Below are 18,522 nucleotides of genomic sequence, written 5' to 3'. Positions count from 1 at the left end.
GGTTGCCAGTCTGCCTGGCCCCGGCGGAAGTTCCGCTACCGGTCCGGCTCAGGCTCCAGTGGGGGCGCCCCCACCGGGCAGCACGTCCGGGGCTCGGACCGCTGCAGAGCCGGGTCGTCGGCGGGCCTGCGCACCTGCCACCAGGCGAGGGCCGCGCCGGCCACCAGCAGCCCGGCGCAGATCGGCATGGCCCGCCGGAAGGCCGCCTCGAACTCCGGCGCCGACCGGTACGCCTCCGGCGTCATCCGCGCCAGCAACGGCAGCGCGGCCACCGCGACGAGCCCCGCGGCCCGCGCCGCCGCGTTGTTGATCCCACTGGCCAGCCCCGCCTTCCCCGCGTCCACCGAGGCCAGGACGGTCGCGGTCAGCGGCGCCACCATCGTCACCAGCCCCACCCCCAGCAGCCCGACGGCGGGCAGCACGTCGGCCACGTACGAGGCGCCGGGACCGACCCGCAGCATCAGGAGCATGCCCGCCGCCGCGATCAGCGGGCCGACGGTCAACGGCACGCGCGGGCCGACGCGCTGACCCAGCTCACCGGACTTGGCGGAGAAGAGCAGCATCAGGACGGTGGCCGGCAGCAGCGCCGTGCCCGCACCGAGCGCCGAGTACCCGGCCACGACCTGCAACTGGATGGCGGCGAGGAACATGAAGCCGCCGAGCGCCGCGTAGACGCAGAAGGTCACGAGGTTGACCGAGGTGAACAGGGGCGAGGAGAAGACCGACAACGGCAGCATGGGGTCCCCGCGCCGCCGCTCCACCTGGACGAAGACCACGCCGAGCACCACGCCCGCCACCGCCGACCCGATGACCAGCGCCGAGGCGCCCTCAGCCGGCGCCTCGATCAGCGCGTACGTCACCAGCGCCAGCGCCAGCGCGCCGAGCCCGGCCCCGAGCACGTCGAACCGCCGCCGCCCGCCGGCCCCGGCGCGTACGCCCTCCGGCACGCTGGTGTCCCGCGACTCCGGTACGTGCCGCAGCGCCACCGGGACGCAGACCAGGGCCAGCGGCACGTTCAGCAGGAAGACCCAGCGCCAGCCGGGCCCGTCCACCAGCCAGCCGCCCACGAACGGGCCGACCGCCGCGCCGACCCCGCCGAGACCCGACCAGAGGCCGACCGCCCTCGCCCGGTCGTCCGGGTGGAACCCGGACTGGATCAACGCCAGCGACCCCGGGGTGAGCAGCGCGCCGCCGACTCCCTGGAGGGCCCGGGCGGCGATGAGGACCACGTCGTCGGGGGCGAGGCCGCAGGCGAGCGAGGCGAGAGCGAACCAGATGACCCCGATGACGAAGACCCGCCGCCGTCCGAACCGGTCACCGAGCGCCCCGCCGAGCAGGATCAGCCCGGCGAGCGTGATCATGTAGGCGTTGACGGTCCACTGGAGCGCCGCCAGGTCGGTGCCGAGGTCGCGGCCGATGCGCGGCAGGGCCACGTTGACCACGGTCGAGTCGAGCATCGCCATGCTGGAGCCCAGCACGGTGGTGAGGATCATCCACCGGCCCGAGGCGTCCTTCAGCCGGATCTCCCCGGCCGGTTCCACGCTCCCACCGCCCGCCGCGCCCGCACGCCGCCGCCGCCGATGAGATGCCATGCGCCGATCGTGCCGCCGCCCGTCCCGGCCCGCCATCGCACGGGGGCCGGGCGGGTCCACCCGCGGCGCTGAGGCCCGGCCAGGCCGCTCTCAGCCGCGCAACGCCCTGATCAGCGCCTCCACACCGGCCTCCGCCTTGGACCGGGAGCACCCCAGGTTGAGGCGGACGAAGCCCGGGGCGTCGTAGACGGAGCCGCGCATGACGGCGACCTTCTCGCGCTCCACCAGCGTCCGCTGGAGCGCGTCCTCGTCGACGCCGAGCGGCCTCAGGTCGATCCAGGCCAGGTACCCGGCCTGTGGCGGGGTCCAGCCCAGTTCGGGGAAGGCGGCGTCGAGGCGGTCGGCGAGCAGGGAGAGGTTGCCGCCGATGTAGGAACGGGCCGCGTCGAGCCAGGGAGCGCCGTGCCGGTAGGCCGCGATGTGGGCGGTCAGCGAGAGGACGGCCGGCGAGGCGAGCCCTTCACCGGTCTCCATCCGCCGGACGAACGCGGCGTGGTCCTCGGCGTTCCCGAGGAAGCCGTACGAGCCGGTCAGCGCGGGGAAGTTGAACGCCTTCGAGCCGGAGGTGACGAGCGCCCACCGCTCGCCGTCGCCGCCGAAGCGGGTCCACGGGAGGTGGCGGTGGCCGGGGTGGACGAAGTCCGCGTGGATCTCGTCGCTGATGACGGCCACGCCGTGCCGGCGGGCGAGGGCGGCCAGCGCGGCCAGTTCCGCGGCGCTCCAGACCTTCCCGGTCGGGTTGTGCGGCGAGCAGAGCAACAGGACCCGGGCACGCGGCCGGGCGAGCAGTTCCTCCAGGACATGGAAATCCGGGTCGTCCAGCGGCGTGGGCACCCGGACTCGGCCGAGCCCGTCGACGGCCTTGCGGAACCCGTCGTACGTCGGGGTGTGCAGGACGACCTCGTCGCCCGGTTCGGTCCACATCCGCAGGAGCTGGGAGAGCTGGTTGAGGACCGACGGGGCGTAGACGAGCCGGTCGGTGTCGACGGCCGTGTCGTGGCGGGTGGCGAACCAGTGGGCTACGGCCGGGCGGAAGTCGCCGAGGCGCCAGTCGGTGTAGCCGAAGACGCCGTGGGATATCCGCCGGTGGAGCGCGTCCAGGAGGACCGGCGCCGAGGCGAAGTCCATGTCGGAGATGGTGAACGGCAGCAACCCGTCCACCCCGAACCGGTCGGCGACGCCGTCCCACTGGACGCTCCACGTGCCGTACCGGTCCACTGGGGTGTCGAAGTCGAAGCTCACGGGCGGACGCCTTTCACGGGACGGAGTACGAGGAACGGCGAGGGCCCGGCCCCCTCGGCGGCGAACCGGAGGGGACCGGGCCCGTGGCGCTGCGGGTCAGGCCGTCAGGCCCGGCCCGGCGGTCACTTCAGGCGGGTGCCGGCCGACCGCAGGTTCTGGCAGCCGACGACGACCCGGGCGGCCATGCCGGCCTCCGCGGACTTGCCCCAGGTGCGGGGGTCGTACTGCTTCTTGTTGCCGACCTCGCCGTCGACCTTCAGCACGCCGTCGTAGTTGCGGAACATGTGGTCCGCGACGGGGCGGGTGAAGGCGTACTGGGTGTCGGTGTCGATGTTCATCTTGACGACGCCGTTGGTCAGCGCGGTGGCGATCTCCTCCTCGGTGGAGCCGGAGCCGCCGTGGAAGACGAAGTCGAACGGCTGGCTGCCCGCGGGCTTGCCGAACTTCTCGGCGACGCTGGCCTGGAGGTCGGCCAGCAGCTCGGGGCGGAGGACGACGTTGCCGGGCTTGTAGACGCCGTGGACGTTGCCGAAGGAGGCGGCCAGCAGGTAGCGGCCCTTCTCGCCCAGGCCCAGGGCCTCGGCGGTGCGGATCGCGTCGTCCGGCGTCGTGTACAGCTCGTCGTTGATCTCGTGGGTGACGCCGTCCTCCTCACCGCCGGTCGGGGTGATCTCGACCTCAAGGATGATCTTGGCGGCGGCGGCCTTGGCCAGCAGTTCCTGGCCGATGGCGAGGTTGTCCGCGAGGGTCTCGGCCGAGCCGTCCCACATGTGCGACTGGAAGAGCGGGTTCTTCCCGGCCTTCACGCGCTCCTCGGAGACGGCGAGCAGCGGACGGACGTAACCGTCCAGCTTGTCCTTGGGGCAGTGGTCGGTGTGGAGGGCCACGGTGATGTCGTACTTCGCGGCCACGATGTGCGCGAACTCGGCGAGCGCGACCGCGCCCGTCACCATGTCCTTGTTGTACTGACCGCCCAGGAACTCCGCACCACCCGTGGAGATCTGGATGATGCCGTCGCTCTCCGCCTCCGCGAAGCCGCGCAGGGCGGCGTGGAGCGTCTGCGACGAGGTCACGTTGATGGCCGGGTAGGCGAACTTGCCTGCCTTCGCCCGGTCGAGCATCTCGTTGTAGACCTCGGGGGTTGCGATGGGCATGTGTTCGCTCCTTGTGATGTGCCGGTACGTACTTGGCCCTGACCTGGGGGCGACGACATCGTCGTGTCCATCCTTCCAGACTTGCCCCCAGCCTCCACCCGAGGGGACGGGGGAGGAGGTGACACTTCCCGCCACAGATCCACACAATCCGCCACTGCGGCGCCGCCGCCGGAGCCACCCCCGCCCCTTCGTGCGGGTACGCGATGTTTCACGTGAAACCACCCCCCGACTCCGGTGCCACCGGACCTGCGATGTTTCACGTGAAACATCACCCCCCAGTCGCCGGACGGTCAGCCGAGACCCAGCTCGTCCAGCGCGTACGCGTAGAGGTACGGGACACCGGCGGACTCGGAGATCTTCTCGCCGGCGCCCGTCGCGCGGTCCACGATCGTCGCCACGGCGACCACCTCGGCGCCCGCCTCGCGGGCCGCCTCCACGGCGGTCAGCGGCGAACCGCCGGTGGTCGAGGTGTCCTCCACGACCAGGACCCTGCGGCCCCTGATATCCGGCCCCTCCACGCGGCGCTGCATGCCGTGGGCCTTCGCCGCCTTGCGGACGACGAAGGCGTCCAGCCGCCGCCCGCCCGCCGACGCCGCGTGCAGCATCGAGGTGGCCACCGGGTCGGCGCCGAGGGTGAGGCCGCCCACCGCGTCGAACTCCAGCTCCTTGGTGAGGTCGAGCATGACCCGCCCCACCAGCGGCGCCGCGGCGCCGTCCAGCGTCACGCGCCGCAGATCGACGTAGTAGTCGGCCTCCAGGCCGGAGGAGAGGGTGACCTTGCCGTGCACGACGGCCTTGTCCTTGATGTGGTGCAGCAGCTCGCCGCGTACGTCGCTCATGCGGGGAATTTTACGGGCGCGGGGTGCGGCTCCCCCGGCCGCGGTCACCGGCGCTCAGCCCAGCTTCCGCCAGCTCCACGTCGTGGACGCCTCCAGCGGGTCGAGCGGGGTGACCAGACGCGGGGCGGTGTTGAGGCCGTTGGGCGGACCGGTCTGCGGCTCGACGCAGACCGCCTCGGCCTGCTCGTCGTAGACCACCACCCACGGCTCGCGGGAGGTGATGGAAAGCTCCAGCTCGCCGGGCCAGACCACCTTGACGTCGACGCCGTCGGGCATGCCGAAGCAGTCGTCCCAGGGCCCGGGGAGCGGGGCGATCCGCTGCCCGGTCGGCAGGTGGTCGCCGCCGCGCTCCTCCTGCCAGGCCGCGTCGAACTCCAGCCGGACGCCGTCACCGCCCTGCCCGAGGTGCCGCAGGAACCAGGGGTGCCAGCCGACCTGCGCCGGGAAGGAGCTCTCGTACGCCTCGACGCCCATGAAGAGCGTCAGCGCGCCGTCCTTGAGCGCGACCGTCTGCGTCACGCGGCCCGGGTAGGGCCACGGCTCCCCCAGCTCGTAGCTGAGCACGGCCTCGGTGCCGGAGGCCCGGACCACCTTCCAGGGCACGTCGCGCCCGGTGCCGTGGATCGCGTGCGGCGGGTTGTTCCGCGGCAGCTGCCGCACCTCGGCACCGTCCCGGAACCGCCCCTCGGCCACCCGGCCGCACCACGGGACCATCGGGAAGCTGCCGAACCCGGCGCCCTGGCACAGCAGTTCCACGCCGTCGATCCGCAGGCTGGACAGCCGTCCGCCGTTGCCCGCGTCCACCGACACCTCGGCCTCGCCCGCGGCGAGCCTCACCACATCCTCAGTACTCACGCCTCGACCCTAGAGGGTGCGGACGTGTTCCACAGCGCGGCCCGGCCCCGCGCACCGGCACCGCGGGGCTCGGCTACGAGCGGCGCCGCAGGGCCCGCCCGACCACCACCGCCGAGGCGACGACCAGGGCGGCTGCGGGGGCGGCCCAGCGCAGGGTGGCGGAGGTGGTGGAGGAGGCGGGGGCGGGGACGGGGGCGTACCGGCCGCGCGGGGGTGCGTGGTCGACCTCCTCGGCACTGCGGCCGATCATCGTGCGCCGGGCGTGGGCGGCCTCGGCGGGCTCGATGTCGGGCACCTCGATGACCTCCTCGACCTCCTCGTCGAGGTCGATCTCGTCCTCGTCGAACTCGTCCTCGTCCTCGGCGCCGTCCCGGCTGTGGAGGGCAGCCGCCAGTTCCTCAAGGGTGATCTCGTCGTCGTCGGTGAGGTCGGCGGGGCGGTGGGGCGCCGGGGCACCGGTGCTCGCGTCGGTGCCGGGAGCCTCGGTCCGCCCCTCTGCGTCGGCCCGGCCGCCTTCTCCGGCCCCGGCCGGGCCCTGCCCCGAGGAGCCGCCCGGCCGTCCCGCGTCCCCGGCGAGGGCTTCCACCGCCTGGGTGAGCAGGGCGCGCACCCCTCGCTCCGCCGCCACCGGGTCGAGCCGGGCGCCCCGCCCCTCGACCCGGGACCGCACGTCCAGCACGGCCAGGGTGCCGCCCTCCACGGGGGTGAGCCGGAGTCGCACGGTGGCCCGCCCGTGACCGGTGCCGCGCGCCTCGCCGCCCTCCACCTGGAAGACGTGGGTACCGTCGGCCTCGGTGGTCATCCGGAGCGTGCCCCGGTACGTGATGGTGCGCCCGTCCAGCCGTAGCCGCAGCCGTCCGGCCAGGGCGTTCGCGGCGCCGTCCGCCGCGCCCGTACCGCCGTCGGCCCCGGGATCGAGCTGGAGTCCGGGCACGCCGCGGACGGCCGTCGCGGGGGCCCGCAGCGCGGCGCGCAGGGTCTCGGCGGGCACCGGAACGAACACCTCATGCTCCATGCCAGCCGAGCCTACCCACGCCGAAGCCGTCCTGTACCCGCGTCGGCGGCGCCGGAAGGCCGTCGGCCGCCCCCGCCGCCGGCTTCCGGGGCCCGTCCGGCCCTCGCGCCGCGCCCCCGGCGCCCGGACCGCGCGTCACCGCGGGTAGCGCGGATGACTGAGGGTGGACGGCGGGAGGTGCGGCAACCGGGTGGCCTCTGCGGCCAGGCCGCCGGCGCGCAGCGCGGACCGGTCCAGTGTGAGCGGGGGCCCGCCGTCACCGGGGGGCGCCAGCGTCAGCGGCGGGCGCTCCCGGCCCGCGAGGAGGAACCCCCAGTCGGACGCCTTCGGGTGGTCCCACGGGGCACGGTCGGGGCCGAAGGCGAAGGCGCCGTCGTTCCCGGCGGCGCTGTAGGGCGTGGTGACCAGACCGGCCGCGCGCAGGGTCGCGTCGACGGTCCAGAAGGTCTTGGGGCGGTCGGCGGGCGAGCCGGAGTGGACGGCGATCCTGCCGCCGGGGGCGAGGGCCCGCGCGGCGAGGCCGAAGAACTCCTCGGAGTACAGCTTGGTGCTGGAGGTGATGCCGGGGTGCGGCAGATCGGCGACGACCACGTCGTACCCGCCGACCGGCCGCGCCCCCGTCGTGCCCGCGCGGGCCGCGCGCAGCCAGTCGAAGGCGTCGGCGGTGACGGGGTGGAGGCGGGGGTCGCCGTAGGCGTGGCCGTTGAGGGCGGCGAGGCCCGGGTCGCGGCGGGCCAGGTCGACGACGGCCGGGTCGATTTCGACCAGGTCCACCCGGCGTACGCCCGGGTGGCGCAGGACCTCGCGGGCGGCCAGCCCGTCGCCGCCGCCGAGGATCAGGACGCGGCCGTGCGGTCCGGCCATCGCGGGGTGCACCAGCGCCTCGTGGTAACCGTGCTCGTCGGCGCCGCTGACCCGCAGCCGGCCGTCGAGGTAGAGGGCCAGGGTGGGGCCGCCCCCGCCGGTGAGGACGATCTCCTGGACCTCGCTGCGCACAGCGACGCGGACATCCGCCCCGTACATCGCCCGGCGGGCCGCGTCCTCGAAGTCGCCGACGAGGGCGGCGGCCGTGCCCAGCAGGGCGAGGACGGCGACGTTGAGCAGGACCAGCAGCCGCCGTGAGCGCCGGGACAGGTCGCGGCCGAAGAGCCCGAGCACCAGCGCGCCCCCGGCGAAGGCGTTGACGGCGCCGGTCAGCAGGGCCCCGGTCAGCTGACCGAGCAGCGGCAGCAGCAGGAAGGGGAAGGCGAGCCCGCCGACGAGTGCGCCCACGTAGTCGGCGGCGAAGAGGTCGGCGACGGCGCCGCCCGCGTCCTGCCGCCGGATGCGCTGCATCATCTCCATCAGCAGCGGCACCTCCGCGCCGATCAGCACGCCGATCAGCAGCGAGAAGCCGACCATCAGGAACCGGGCGCCCGCGAGCCCCCCGGCGAACCACTCCGGGGACCAGGCGAACGAGGCGTACAGCGCCAGCGCGCTCACTCCGCCGACCAGCGCGAGAATCGCCTCGACCACGCCGAAACCCAGTGCGGCGCGGCAGCGGAGTCGTTTCGCCAACAGCGCGCCCACGCCCATCGCGAAGACCATGACGGAGAGCACCACGGACGCCTGCGTGACCGAGTCGCCCATCAGGTACGAGGCGAGGGCGACCAGTTCCAGTTCGTAGACCAGGCCGCAGGCGGCGCAGACGAAGACGGTGGCGAGCACCAGCAGCCGCGCCGGGCCCGGGCCGACCGGCAGCCCGCCGCTGAACTCCCTCCCCCGCGACGCACGTTCTGCTTCGGGCGCGGGTCGGGTCGGGGCTACGGATTCCGTCACGCGGTGAACGCTACGTCACCGCGCCACCACACCCCGTCACCCAGGGGGGTGCCGTGGGAGTGGAGAGCGGGCGCGGGCGCATCCGGTCGCCCGGCACCGCGCGCGCGACATTCCCGCACGCCCCACCGGACACCCCGGCCGCGCCCGGCGCGCCCGCACCGCGAGGCGAGGTCAGCCCCGGGCGGCCTCCACCGCGGGGCGTACCGGCCGGGAGGTACGCACCCCCGCCCGCGAGCGGGTGACGACGAGCTGCCCCTCCTCGGGGTACGCGTGCCAGGTCCGCCAGTGCGTCTGGCCGTCGCGCCACTGGGCGATCAGCGCGGTGAAGGCGTCGGGACTGCCCGGGAAGACCCCGGCGAGGCCGTGCGGATGGTCGGCGACCAGGGCCAGCAGCTCCTGGGCGCGCCCGGAGAAGGCGCTCGGCGCCATCACCTCGACGCGCGCCGAGAACTCGTACTCCCAGTCGCCGACCCGCTCCGAGACACCGACCGGCAGCGGGCTCTTGCTGCCGGGGATGCAGGCCACGGTCTCCGAGCAGACGCCGCGCTCCCGCTCCAGCAGCACCTGGTGGGAGGCGCCCAGCAGTCTGAGCTGCAACGCGTTGCCGCCGAGGCGGAGATCGAGGGTGGCGAGGGCGGGCAGTGGCTCGCGGCCCAGAGCCCAGGCGAGGTCGGACGCACGCGTATCGGTGTAGACGGTCTTGAGGGTCGTGAGCATGACTCGGCTCCGCAACACGCAGGAATGGGTGGCCGCCCCTCACGGGAACTCGGAGTGCGCGAGCGGGCGCCGGCGAAGGTCCGGGGGGCTGTATGGACGGATTCGAGGGAATCACGAACTGCCCTTGTGCCACAGCGCTTTTGCCCGATCACAGAGGGTTTCCATCCCCCCGGGGGTGAAATAGCTCAACCGTTCAACCAACTACACCCGCAACCTCGCCCCCTCCCCCGCCACACGAGTCTCTCCGGCCTCAACTCCCGCCCGCCGCAGGTGAATCGATTCCCCCTGTACCCACGGGCACGCTTCCGGCACCCCCGCCCGCACTCCCCCGGGCGCACCGGCCCCCTGGACGCGGGGCGCACGAGATCCGGCGCGCGCACCACGACCGCGCGCCGACCCCGGACGCCCACGTACGACCGCGCGGCGCGTCAGCTGCCGCCGCCACCACCGCAGGACGACCCGCCACCGCAGCTGTGCCCACCGCCGGACGAACCGCCGTCCGAAGAGCCGCTGTCCGACGAGCCGCTGTCCCACCAGCCGCCCCCGCCACCGCAGCCCCCGCCGGTGGTACCCGCCCCCGTACCCGAGGCACCCGAGCCGGACCGGCGCCCGCGCTTCGACGACGCCTTGCTCCTCAGCGCCGCGACCACACACACGACGGCTATCACCACGAACCCCATGAATACGAACATCACTGTCCTCCCCGTAGTCACCCCCGCCCGCTGTGCGGCATCCCCACATGACGGGGTCACGCCCAGACGATCCCCCCGCCGGCCGCTCCCCAAAGCGGAGTTGAGCAACTCCAGAGGTTCCCTTCCCCGGCGCCCCGCCCGGCCCGCCCCCACCTGGCACAATGACCGCTCGGCACGGGTCCGGCACGCCGGACAGGGCGCGACGGACGGCGGAACACCATGAACGACAGGCCCCTCCTCAACCGCAGGCTGGCCGAATTCGGCACCACGGTCTTCGCCGAGATGTCGGCCCTGGCCCAGGCCACCGGCGCCATCAACCTCGGCCAGGGCTTCCCCGACACCGACGGCCCCGAAGAGGTCCGCGAGGCGGCGGTCCGCGCGCTGCGCGACGGCCTCGGCAACCAGTACCCGCCCGGCCCCGGCGTCCCCGAGCTGCGCCACGCCATCGCCGAGCACCAGCAGCGCCGGTACGCCCTCACCTACGACCCCGACACCGAGGTCCTGGTCACCGCGGGCGCCACCGAGGCCATCGCCGCCACCCTGCTGGCCCTGGTCGAGCCCGGCGACGAGGTCATCGCCCTGGAGCCGTACTACGACTCGTACGCCGCCTGCATCGCCCTCGCCGGGGGCACCCGGGTCCCCGTCCAGCTCCGCCCCGACGCCGAGAGCGCCACCTTCCGGCTCGACCTCGACGAGCTGCGCGACGCCGTCACCCCGCGCACCCGCCTCATCCTGCTCAACACCCCGCACAACCCCACCGGCACCGTGCTGACCCGCGAGGAACTCGCCGCCATCGCCGAACTCGCCGTCGAGCGCGACCTCCTGGTCGTCACCGACGAGGTCTACGAACACCTCGTCCTGGACGGCGCCCACCTGCCGCTCGCCTCCTTCCCGGGGATGCGCGAGCGCACCGTGACCATCAGCAGCAGCGGGAAGACGTTCTCCTTCACCGGGTGGAAAGTCGGCTGGGTCAACCCTTTTTCGCCCAGCCATTTGGACGGTAGGCCGGTTGCCCGAACACGCCCTCTCGCCGGCTCACCGTCTTGAACCCCAAACCACGTGCACTCATAGAAGATGCTCCAGCTCCGGGCGCGCGCCCTAGGAAATCCCAAACAGCGTGCACCCAGCGGAGCGAGGCGTACGTCTTCTACTGTCCTTCCTGAAGCCGGGGACCACCGGCTCACTCATCCACCGGGAGATCCCCCGACCTCAGGAAGGAACTACATGCAGCTGAGGCTGATGTACGTGATCATTGCGGTCCTCGTGGCGCTCGTCGCCGCTCTGGCCGGCAGCTTCGTGACCGTCGTCGAGGGAGGGCGTCCCACTGCGGCCTTCAAGACTGGAGCACTGGCCTTCGCCGGTTCCCTGACGCTGCTTGTCGTGGTCATGAGCGCCCTGGGCGTGGTGGGCTCGTGAGCGACACGGGTGCCCGTCGAGGGCGCGTACAGGCAGAGGAACTCTCCTCGCTCGACGAGGTGCTCGTGAACGTGCGCCGACACCGCACGCACCTCTCGCGACTGATGAACGCCCACGACGCGACTCGCCTCGTCCTCGGGCTGCTGTACCTGAGCCGGACGCCGCGCGCCGCTCCCGGCACCGGAGTACCGACATGGTCGTGGTTGCTGGGTCAGTCGGCAGGGCGCGGTTCGGGGATCCGCGCTGCCGTGAGCAAGTGTCTGGCCCATTGGCTCCCCGCAACCGACGCACAGGGCGTCGACGCGGGCACGAGGAGCCTAATGCCCGTTCCACCCCCCGGTTCCGAAGGACCACTGGCCGCTCTCGTCCAGGCCATCGACTCCACTCAGAGGGTCGGGCCCCTACTCGACCAGTGCCTGCTGGACCTCTCGACGGACCAGGCAGATGGCAGCCACTACTTCACGCCGGTCGACATGGCGCGTCTCATGGTCGGCGCGGTCGTTCCCCGCGACGGGCACAGAGTGCTGGACCCAGTCTGCGGTTCAGGGGGACTGCTCGTCGAGAGTCACCGCTACGTCCACGACCGCGTCGGGCTGAAGCCGACCATGTCCTTGCAGGGAAAGGAGCAGCACGCCCACACCTCGCAGGTGGCACGCATGAACTTCGCCGTGCGGGGGATCACTGCCCACGTCTTCCCGCCCGGCGACAGCCTCGCGGAGCCCGAACTCGATACCTACGACATCATCCTGGCCAACCTCCCCTTCAACCAGCGCGACTGGGCGCCGGAGGACAGAGTGGAGCGGAGCGCCCGCCGACCGGCTCCCCCGGTCCCTGCCGATCCCCGGTGGCCCGAGGAACCGCCGTCCCGAGGATCCGCCAACTCCGCGTGGATTCAGCACATCGCGCACGCACTGGCTCCGGCCGGACGCGCCTCCTTCCTGATGGCCGACAGTGTGGCCAACAGCCGACAGCCCATCACCCAAAGGCTTCGGAAACGACTCCTGCGTGACGATCTCGTCGAGTGCGTGATCGCCTTGCCACCTCGCGTTTTCGGTCACACCCAAGCCCCCGCCTGCCTGTGGGTGCTCAACAGGGACAAGAGCGCGCGCCCGGGCTGGGGCGTCCTGGACCGTCGCCGACAGGTGCTCTTCATCAACGCGCGGCGAGCCTTCGAACCGGTCCCGGAGTCGAGGGCACGGAGGCTGGGCGACAAGAACACGGCATTGATCCTGACCACCCTCGCGGCCTGGCGTGGTCTCTCCGACGACGGTGCTGCGGCCGTGCCCTACGACGACGCAGCCGGCTGGTCCCGAAGCTGCTCCACCGAAGAGATCGCCGACCGCGAGTACAGCCTGATGCCGACTTCGTACGCCGTGGAGCCTCCGAGCCCCGAACGGGACACACGGAGCCGGATCGAGCAGCTCAAGCTCGAACTGACTGATCAGTTCGACCAGATGCGCCAGTTGGAACTCCGACTGTTGGATGCCTTGGAGGAGATCTGATGGAAACCCATGCCCACCAGGTCGCTTCGGGTACGGCAGCCTGGCCGACGACCTCCATCGAGATCGAGCGGTCCCGTAGGGACATTTACACCACCTCCGGCTTTCTCGACGACGGGGACGCCGATCAGACTCCAGGGGTCGTCAGCTCGACGTTCGTCCAGGACGGCAGCATCCAATCGCTGCGGACCGACAAGCGCGGGCGGAGCGAATCCCCGTCCACCCGGGCAACCCTCAGGGAGGGCGACCTGGCCGTAGTGCTCGTCAGACGGGTGGGCGATTCCGCGCTGGTCACCGCCGAGCACGCGGGATGGACAGCGACCAGGTCGATCGGCATCATCCGCGCTGAGCCGCACATCGTGTGGTGGCTACGCATTTGGCTGCAGACGCCCACGGCGAAGGCCCGGATCGACGAGGACGTGACAGCACACGTCGAGCCCACCATCAGCCTCGACACCCTCCGCCGCATGCTGTTCCCTCTGCCCCCGCCGGACGTCATCACCGCGTACCACCTGGCCTTCGGCCTCATCGAGCAGATGGCCTCCCTCTATGAGAAAACCGCGCGAAAGGCGGTGGAACTAGCCGACGCCGTCCACGACGAATGGGCGTCGGCGGATCCGTCCTGGGAAACACGAGCGCTCGCCGAGGTCGCTAGATCGAAGACGGGCAAGGGTTCTGAACGCTCGCTCCCCCCTATGTCGACAGGACCCACCGTCGACGCGATCGCTCCAAGCGACCTCTTTGACCTTCCCGTGCCCCACGTGGAGACGTTCCGTCTGCGAAGCCCAGCGGACGCCGGCGAGGCACACCCTCCCGGCACCTTCATGCTGAGCACCCGTCCCGACGGCGCGCACATCGCTGTGACACGCCACCCGGCGATCCCCCTCAGAAGTGTCGTGGCGGTACAGCCCACCGAGGACATCAACAGTTGGTGGCTGCTTCACGAACTCAGAAGCCGGGGCAGCGACATCACACAGATGACGCAGGGCGGGAACGCCCGAGAGATCTCCGCCGGCGCCCTCAAGCGTCTGAGAGTCACCTGGCCAGACCAGTTCACGCGCACCGACTTCCACGCGATGGCCGAGCCCCTACACGCCATGGCGCGACTCATGGTTTCCAAGATCGCGACACTGAACGCCCTGCGGGACGCGCTCCTGCGCGACATCTCGGCAAAGGCCGGCGTTCTCCGGGAACGGGCGGCGGAGCCGGGAGAAGGCGCCGTCCTCGCTCCTCGCCCCACTGCGATCCCCGCACCACGCGAAGGCAAGACAGGCAATGCGTCAGGATGGTCTCCGGAGAATCGACAGGCACCCGAGTGAGGACGGTGGAGACATGAGCGGCAGGCCGCTGCTGAACCGCAGGCTGGACGGGCTCGGGACGACGATCTTCGCGGAGATGTCGGCACTAGCGACAGCGACCGGCGCGATCAACCTGGGCCAGGGCTTCCCGGACACGGACGGCCCGGAATCCGTACGCGAGGCCGCCGTACGAGCGCTGCGCGACGGCCGCGGCAACCAGTACCCGCCGGGCCCGGGCATCCCGGAGCTCCGCCAGGCGATCGCCGACCATCAGCGCCGCTTCTACGACCTGAGCCTCGACCCGGACACGGAGGTCCTGGTCACCGCGGGCGCGACGGAGGCGATCGCGGCGACCATGCTCGCGTTGCTGGAGCCCGGCGACGAGGTGATCGCCTTCGAGCCCTTCTACGACTCCTACGCCGCCTGCATCGCCATGGCCGGCGCGAAGCGCGTACCGCTCACCCTGCGCGCCCCGTCCTTCCGCCCGGACCTGGACGAACTGCGATCCAAGATCACCCCGCGCACTCGCCTCCTGCTCCTCAACACCCCGCACAACCCGACCGGCATGGTCCTCACCACCGACGAGCAGAGCGCCATCGCCGCGCTCGCCGTCGAACACGACCTGCTCGTGGTCACCGACGAGGTGTACGAGCACCTGACCTTCGACGACGCCGCCCACGTCCCGATCGCGAGCCTCCCCGGCATGCGCGAGCGCACCGTCTCCATCTCCTCCGCCGGCAAGACCTTCTCCTTCACCGGATGGAAGGTCGGCTGGGCCATGGCGGACGCCCCGCTCATCGCCGCCGTACGGACCACGAAGCAGTACCTGAGCTACGTCAGCGCGGGCCCCTTCCAGTACGCGATCGCCGAGGCGCTCAACCTGCCGAACACGTACTTCGATGGCTTCCGCGCCGACCTGCAACGCAAGCGCGACCTGCTCGGCGACGGCCTGCGGGCGGCCGGCTTCGAGGTCTACCACCCCCAGGGCACGTACTTCATCACTACCGACATCACGCCCTTCGGCGAGAAGGACGCCTACGCCTTCTGCCGCGCCCTCCCCGAACGCTGCGGCGTCGTCGCCATCCCCAACTCCGTCTTCTACGACGACCCCGATGCCAGCCGCACCCAGGTCCGCTTCACCTTCTGCAAGAAGGACGACGTTCTCACCGAGGCCACCACCCGCCTGCAACTGTTGGCTTCCTGACTCGGCCACCGCTTCGAACAGGACGTTCGCGCGGCCCTCCCCGCCCACGCCGACCGGATCCTCGCCGGAGGCGAAGCAGGGCATCCACCTGTCCGCGATGGCCGACCCGGTCTGGGACGAGCCCCTCTTCTCCCGCACCTACGAGGGCCCCGGCCGTACCTTCGCGCGTGACGAGGTACGCGACGCGGTGGCCGACGCCGTGCTGTCCGAGGAGGGGGCCCTCAGCTCCCGGAACGCCGCGTGATCACCACTCGGTGAACGTGGCGCCGGCGGCCGAGTACGGCACCGACGCCGTCCTCACCCCCGACCGCCGGGACTTCCGTGCCATCAGGCCGGTCGGTCGGCACACGTCTTTCCGCCTTCTGCCGGACGGTCTGCCGCTCTGGCGGACCGCCCGCCACCCGCGCGGCGCTCGGCCTTCCCCCGCGCGACGGCGCGCCACGACACGACCGCCCGGCGTACCCCGTCCCCCGCGCTCAACTCGGCCGCGTCGGAGAGGGATTCGAGGAGTTCGAGGGTGAAGGCGCGGGCCTCTCGGGCGTCGAGGTGGCGGGTCCAGGGGAAGACCTCGGGGACGGCCTCCTGGAGGGCCTTGGCGCCGCCCTTCTGCCTCAGCAGGGCGAGGAAGAGGCGGGAGGCCGTGGTCAGGTTCTTCTCGGCGATCTCGGCCACCGAAGCCGTGGTCAGCACCAGGTCCGGCGTGTCCTGGAGGGTGAGACGCAGCCGGCCCGCGGTCGCGACCCGCGCCGCGACGCCCCGCGGGTTCCGGAAGAGGTCGGTGAAGGAGACGGACGCCGACTCCGCACCGGGATGAGTGACAGCCATCCTCAGAGTGTCGCCGCAGTGCGAGACCCACGGGCCCCCGGCGCAGGGGCGTGCGGGGGCGGCGCACGGCGCACGGGGTGCGCGGGGTCATTCCGCGCGCCTTCGCACGTCCGGTACGCCACCCTCACCCCACCTCATAAGCGAACCGGTACTCCACCTTCCGCTCCCCGTGCCGCGCCGTGTACGACCCGGAGCCGGCCAGGCGCCGGAGGGGATCGGCGGTGTGGGTGGGGACGACGGTGAAGGCGCAGTCGATGCCCTCGGGGGTGAAGGTGGCGCGCTCCTCCAGGACGAAGGTGCCGGTGCGGCCCGCCACCGTGCCGGTGAGGAGCTGGACGCCGGTGCAGAAGCCGGTGGTGGGAGTGGAGCCGTCCTCGGGGACCGTGTACGCGATGGTGTACGCGCAGGTGGTGCGGGTCGCCTCGATCGCGCCGGAGTAGGTGTTGGCGACCAGGGCACGGGCCAGGCGGACCGGACCGTCCTGCGGGCCCAGGGGGAATTCCTGCCAGTCGTCGCAGACGAAGTGGCCACGGGTCTCGGCGGGCATGGGTGCGGGTCCTTCCGGGAGGGGAGCGGGCGGCGGGTGCCGTCCTCGCATCGGACAGCCTGGTGGGCGTACCTGTCATCTCCTGTCAGGTACCGGCGCCGGGGCGCAGAATGCCTCCATGCGCGCGGACCGGCTCGTCTCCCTGCTCCTGCTGCTCCAGAACCGGGGGCGGCTGACCGCGCCCGAACTCGCCGCGGAGCTGGAGGTGTCGGTCCGTACCGTCTACCGCGACGTGGAGGCACTCGTCACCTCCGGTGTCCCCGTGCTGGCCGAGCGCGGCCCCGTCGGCGGGTACCGCCTGATGGACGGTTACCGCACCCGGCTGACCGGACTGAACGAGGCCGAGGCGGGTGCGCTGTTGCTGGCCGGGATGCCCGGGCAGGCCCGGGACCTCGGGCTCGGCCCGGTGCTGGCCTCGGCCCGGCGGAAGGTCGGGGCCGCCCTGCCGGAGGCGGCGGCCGAGCGGATGAGGCTGGTCGGGGAGCGGTTCCACCTGGACGCGGCCGGCTGGTTCCGGGCTGCCGATCCGGCCGGGCACCTCGCGGCGGTCGCCGGGGCGGTGTGGGAGCAGCGGGTCGTGCGGGCGCGCTACCGGCGGTGGCGCGGTGAGGTGCGCCGGGAACTGTGCCCGCTCGGAGTCGTCCTCAAGGGCGGCCTGTGGTACCTGGTCGCCGCCTCGGGCGAGCGGGCGGACGGGCCGGTGCGGACGTACCGGATCGCGCGGCTGGCGCAGGCGGAGGTGACCGGTACGCGGTTCACGCGGCCCGAGGGGTTCGACCTGGCGGCGTACTGGGCACGGTCGGCGGAGCGGCTGGAGGCGGCGGTGCGCCGGGAGACGGCGGTGGTGCGCCTGTCGCCCCGGGCGGTGCGGCTGCTGCCGGCGCTCTTCGGGGCGGCGGGGAGCGAGGCCGTCGAAGGCGCCGGGGAGCCGGACGCGGCGGGGTGGGTCGTGGTGCGGCTGCCGGTGGAGGCGGAGGCGGTCGCCGTCGGCGACCTGCTGCGGCTCGGGGCCCAGGCGGAGGTGCTGGCCCCGGCGGGCCTGCGGGCGGCCCTGGCGCGCACGGTGGCGGAGCTGGCGGAACGGTACCGGGGCGGGACGGGCACCGGGTGAGTGCCCGGGGCGGACGCGCCGGAGCCCGCCCCGCTCGGTGCGGGACGGGCTCCGGGGGCCGCCGTGGCGGGAGGGCGCGCGCCCTACTCCTCGTCCTTCTTCGGCTCGGCCGAGTCGACCTCCGACCCGAGGCCCAACTGCTCGACCAGCCAGCGGTCGAACTCGATGGCCGCGCGGACCCAGCTGACGGTGGAGGAGACGAAGTGCTCCAGGGCCACACCGGTGCCGATCAGCATCTGGGCCTCGCCGATGAGGCGGACCGTGCCGTCGTCGTGGGTGTGGGTGTAGACCTTCGGCCACAGGGTGCGGCGGTTCCAGTCGTCGATCGACTCCAGCAGCTGCGGCTTGTCGTCGATCTTGTGCGGCCGGTCGTAGAACGTCCGCACCGAGAAGACCTGCTGGTCGCCCTCGCCACGGAACATGAAGTAGGTGCGGAACTCCTCCCACGGCGCCGCGAGGTCACCCTCGTCGTCGACGACGTACTTGAGCTCCATCTGGTCCAGCAGCTGCTTGACCAGATCCTGGTCGGGGACGACGGGGCCCGCCGGTCCTGCTGCCTGCGGTTCGGGCTTGCCCCCGAAATTCGGAATGGAGGACGGGTCGATGCTCACCGTGTGATTCCCTTCGTACGGTTTCCCGTGCATCCTCTCCCATCCCCGCCCGCCCCTGGCAACCCCGCGGCCCCGCCACTCCCGCGT

17 protein-coding genes and 2 pseudogenes are annotated in these 18,522 nt (G+C 72.5%); 8 read left to right on the top strand and 11 right to left on the bottom strand.

What is annotated here, in order from left to right; genetic code table 11:
- Positions 1-35: 35 nt before the first annotated feature.
- From ACSLIC_RS13740 to ACSLIC_RS13705, 8 genes are all read right to left on the bottom strand, one after another.
- The gene (locus ACSLIC_RS13740; RefSeq protein ID WP_436737956.1) at positions 36-1,592 is read right to left on the bottom strand and encodes an MFS transporter; all 1,557 of its coding nucleotides are present in this window, start codon (positions 1,590-1,592) and stop codon (positions 36-38) included.
- A 90-nt stretch (positions 1,593-1,682) separates the two neighbouring features.
- Entirely contained in the window at positions 1,683-2,834 is a 1,152-nt protein-coding gene (locus ACSLIC_RS13735; protein ID WP_436737955.1) for a MalY/PatB family protein, read from the bottom strand.
- Positions 2,835-2,956: 122 nt separating this feature from the next.
- Entirely contained in the window at positions 2,957-4,006 is a 1,050-nt protein-coding gene (gene fbaA, locus ACSLIC_RS13730; RefSeq protein ID WP_436740371.1) for a class II fructose-bisphosphate aldolase, read from the bottom strand.
- 272 nt (positions 4,007-4,278) lie between these two features.
- Positions 4,279-4,827 (bottom strand): orotate phosphoribosyltransferase, encoded by a 549-nt coding sequence (pyrE, locus tag ACSLIC_RS13725; RefSeq protein ID WP_436737954.1) that lies wholly within the window; start codon positions 4,825-4,827, stop codon positions 4,279-4,281.
- A 54-nt stretch (positions 4,828-4,881) separates the two neighbouring features.
- Positions 4,882-5,682: an aldose 1-epimerase gene (locus ACSLIC_RS13720; protein ID WP_436737953.1), complete on the bottom strand. Its 801-nt coding sequence runs from the start codon at positions 5,680-5,682 to the stop codon at positions 4,882-4,884.
- A 73-nt stretch (positions 5,683-5,755) separates the two neighbouring features.
- On the bottom strand, positions 5,756-6,697 hold the full coding sequence (locus ACSLIC_RS13715) for an SRPBCC family protein (RefSeq protein WP_436737952.1): 942 nt from the start codon (positions 6,695-6,697) through the stop codon (positions 5,756-5,758).
- Positions 6,698-6,832: 135 nt separating this feature from the next.
- On the bottom strand, positions 6,833-8,515 hold the full coding sequence (locus tag ACSLIC_RS13710) for a polyamine aminopropyltransferase (RefSeq protein ID WP_436737951.1): 1,683 nt from the start codon (positions 8,513-8,515) through the stop codon (positions 6,833-6,835).
- A gap of 171 nt (positions 8,516-8,686) precedes the next feature.
- The gene (locus ACSLIC_RS13705; RefSeq protein ID WP_436737950.1) at positions 8,687-9,232 is read right to left on the bottom strand and encodes a DUF2617 family protein; all 546 of its coding nucleotides are present in this window, start codon (positions 9,230-9,232) and stop codon (positions 8,687-8,689) included.
- A gap of 911 nt (positions 9,233-10,143) precedes the next feature.
- Here ACSLIC_RS13705 and ACSLIC_RS13700 point away from each other — a divergent pair.
- The 7 genes and pseudogenes from ACSLIC_RS13700 to ACSLIC_RS13670 all read left to right on the top strand — a co-directional run.
- Positions 10,144-10,896, top strand: a pseudogene (locus ACSLIC_RS13700) (aminotransferase class I/II-fold pyridoxal phosphate-dependent enzyme); the annotation flags it as partial.
- A 252-nt stretch (positions 10,897-11,148) separates the two neighbouring features.
- Entirely contained in the window at positions 11,149-11,340 is a 192-nt protein-coding gene (locus ACSLIC_RS13695; protein WP_366041569.1) for a hypothetical protein, read from the top strand.
- A complete protein-coding gene (locus ACSLIC_RS13690) occupies positions 11,337-12,842 on the top strand; it encodes an N-6 DNA methylase (protein ID WP_436737949.1) in 1,506 nt (501 codons plus the stop codon). Before ACSLIC_RS13695 ends, ACSLIC_RS13690 begins: the two co-directional genes overlap by 4 nt.
- Positions 12,842-14,158 (top strand): hypothetical protein, encoded by a 1,317-nt coding sequence (locus tag ACSLIC_RS13685; RefSeq protein WP_436737948.1) that lies wholly within the window; start codon positions 12,842-12,844, stop codon positions 14,156-14,158. The genes ACSLIC_RS13690 and ACSLIC_RS13685 overlap by 1 nt, the downstream gene beginning before the upstream one ends.
- 13 nt (positions 14,159-14,171) lie before the next feature.
- The gene (locus ACSLIC_RS13680) at positions 14,172-15,341 is read left to right on the top strand and encodes a pyridoxal phosphate-dependent aminotransferase (protein ID WP_436737947.1); all 1,170 of its coding nucleotides are present in this window, start codon (positions 14,172-14,174) and stop codon (positions 15,339-15,341) included.
- 97 nt (positions 15,342-15,438) lie between these two features.
- Entirely contained in the window at positions 15,439-15,585 is a 147-nt protein-coding gene (locus ACSLIC_RS13675) for a hypothetical protein (RefSeq protein WP_436740492.1), read from the top strand.
- 7 nt (positions 15,586-15,592) lie between these two features.
- Positions 15,593-15,724: pseudogene (locus ACSLIC_RS13670) on the top strand (VapC toxin family PIN domain ribonuclease); the annotation flags it as partial.
- Here the strand turns inward: ACSLIC_RS13670 and ACSLIC_RS13665 are convergent.
- Positions 15,669-16,166 (bottom strand): hypothetical protein, encoded by a 498-nt coding sequence (locus ACSLIC_RS13665; protein WP_436737946.1) that lies wholly within the window; start codon positions 16,164-16,166, stop codon positions 15,669-15,671. The pseudogene ACSLIC_RS13670 and the gene ACSLIC_RS13665 sit on opposite strands and share 56 nt — an antisense overlap.
- A 124-nt stretch (positions 16,167-16,290) precedes the next feature.
- The gene (locus ACSLIC_RS13660) at positions 16,291-16,713 is read right to left on the bottom strand and encodes a DUF3224 domain-containing protein (protein WP_436737945.1); all 423 of its coding nucleotides are present in this window, start codon (positions 16,711-16,713) and stop codon (positions 16,291-16,293) included.
- 118 nt (positions 16,714-16,831) lie between these two features.
- Between ACSLIC_RS13660 and ACSLIC_RS13655 the strand changes: the two genes are divergently transcribed.
- Positions 16,832-17,824, top strand: coding sequence for a helix-turn-helix transcriptional regulator (locus tag ACSLIC_RS13655; RefSeq protein WP_436737944.1), 993 nt, complete (start codon positions 16,832-16,834; stop codon positions 17,822-17,824).
- An 83-nt stretch (positions 17,825-17,907) separates the two neighbouring features.
- Here the strand turns inward: ACSLIC_RS13655 and ACSLIC_RS13650 are convergent, their stop codons facing one another.
- On the bottom strand, positions 17,908-18,435 hold the full coding sequence (locus tag ACSLIC_RS13650; RefSeq protein ID WP_436737943.1) for a YbjN domain-containing protein: 528 nt from the start codon (positions 18,433-18,435) through the stop codon (positions 17,908-17,910).
- Between the last annotated feature and the right edge of the window lie 87 nt (positions 18,436-18,522).

Source organism: Streptomyces sp. BBFR102 (assembly GCF_051397025.1).
GTDB lineage: Bacteria > Actinomycetota > Actinomycetes > Streptomycetales > Streptomycetaceae > Streptomyces.
The sequence above is the reverse complement of the archived record's forward strand: the minus strand, read 5'-3'. Positions and strand labels throughout refer to the sequence as shown.

Bases quoted from the DNA above. Each gene is read 5' to 3' on its own strand.
- ACSLIC_RS13740 (WP_436737956.1), bottom strand. From the start codon at position 1,592: ATGGCATCTCATCGGCGGCGGCGGCGTGCGGGCGCGGCGGGCGGTGGG.
- pyrE (WP_436737954.1), bottom strand. From the start codon at position 4,827: ATGAGCGACGTACGCGGCGAGCTGCTGCACCACATCAAGGACAAGGCC.
- ACSLIC_RS13715 (WP_436737952.1), bottom strand. From the start codon at position 6,697: ATGGAGCATGAGGTGTTCGTTCCGGTGCCCGCCGAGACCCTGCGCGCC.
- ACSLIC_RS13705 (WP_436737950.1), bottom strand. From the start codon at position 9,232: ATGCTCACGACCCTCAAGACCGTCTACACCGATACGCGTGCGTCCGAC.
- ACSLIC_RS13695 (WP_366041569.1), top strand. From the start codon at position 11,149: ATGCAGCTGAGGCTGATGTACGTGATCATTGCGGTCCTCGTGGCGCTC.
- ACSLIC_RS13685 (WP_436737948.1), top strand. From the start codon at position 12,842: ATGGAAACCCATGCCCACCAGGTCGCTTCGGGTACGGCAGCCTGGCCG.
- ACSLIC_RS13680 (WP_436737947.1), top strand. From the start codon at position 14,172: ATGAGCGGCAGGCCGCTGCTGAACCGCAGGCTGGACGGGCTCGGGACG.
- ACSLIC_RS13675 (WP_436740492.1), top strand. From the start codon at position 15,439: ATGGCCGACCCGGTCTGGGACGAGCCCCTCTTCTCCCGCACCTACGAG.
- ACSLIC_RS13665 (WP_436737946.1), bottom strand. From the start codon at position 16,166: ATGGCTGTCACTCATCCCGGTGCGGAGTCGGCGTCCGTCTCCTTCACC.
- ACSLIC_RS13660 (WP_436737945.1), bottom strand. From the start codon at position 16,713: ATGCCCGCCGAGACCCGTGGCCACTTCGTCTGCGACGACTGGCAGGAA.
- ACSLIC_RS13655 (WP_436737944.1), top strand. From the start codon at position 16,832: ATGCGCGCGGACCGGCTCGTCTCCCTGCTCCTGCTGCTCCAGAACCGG.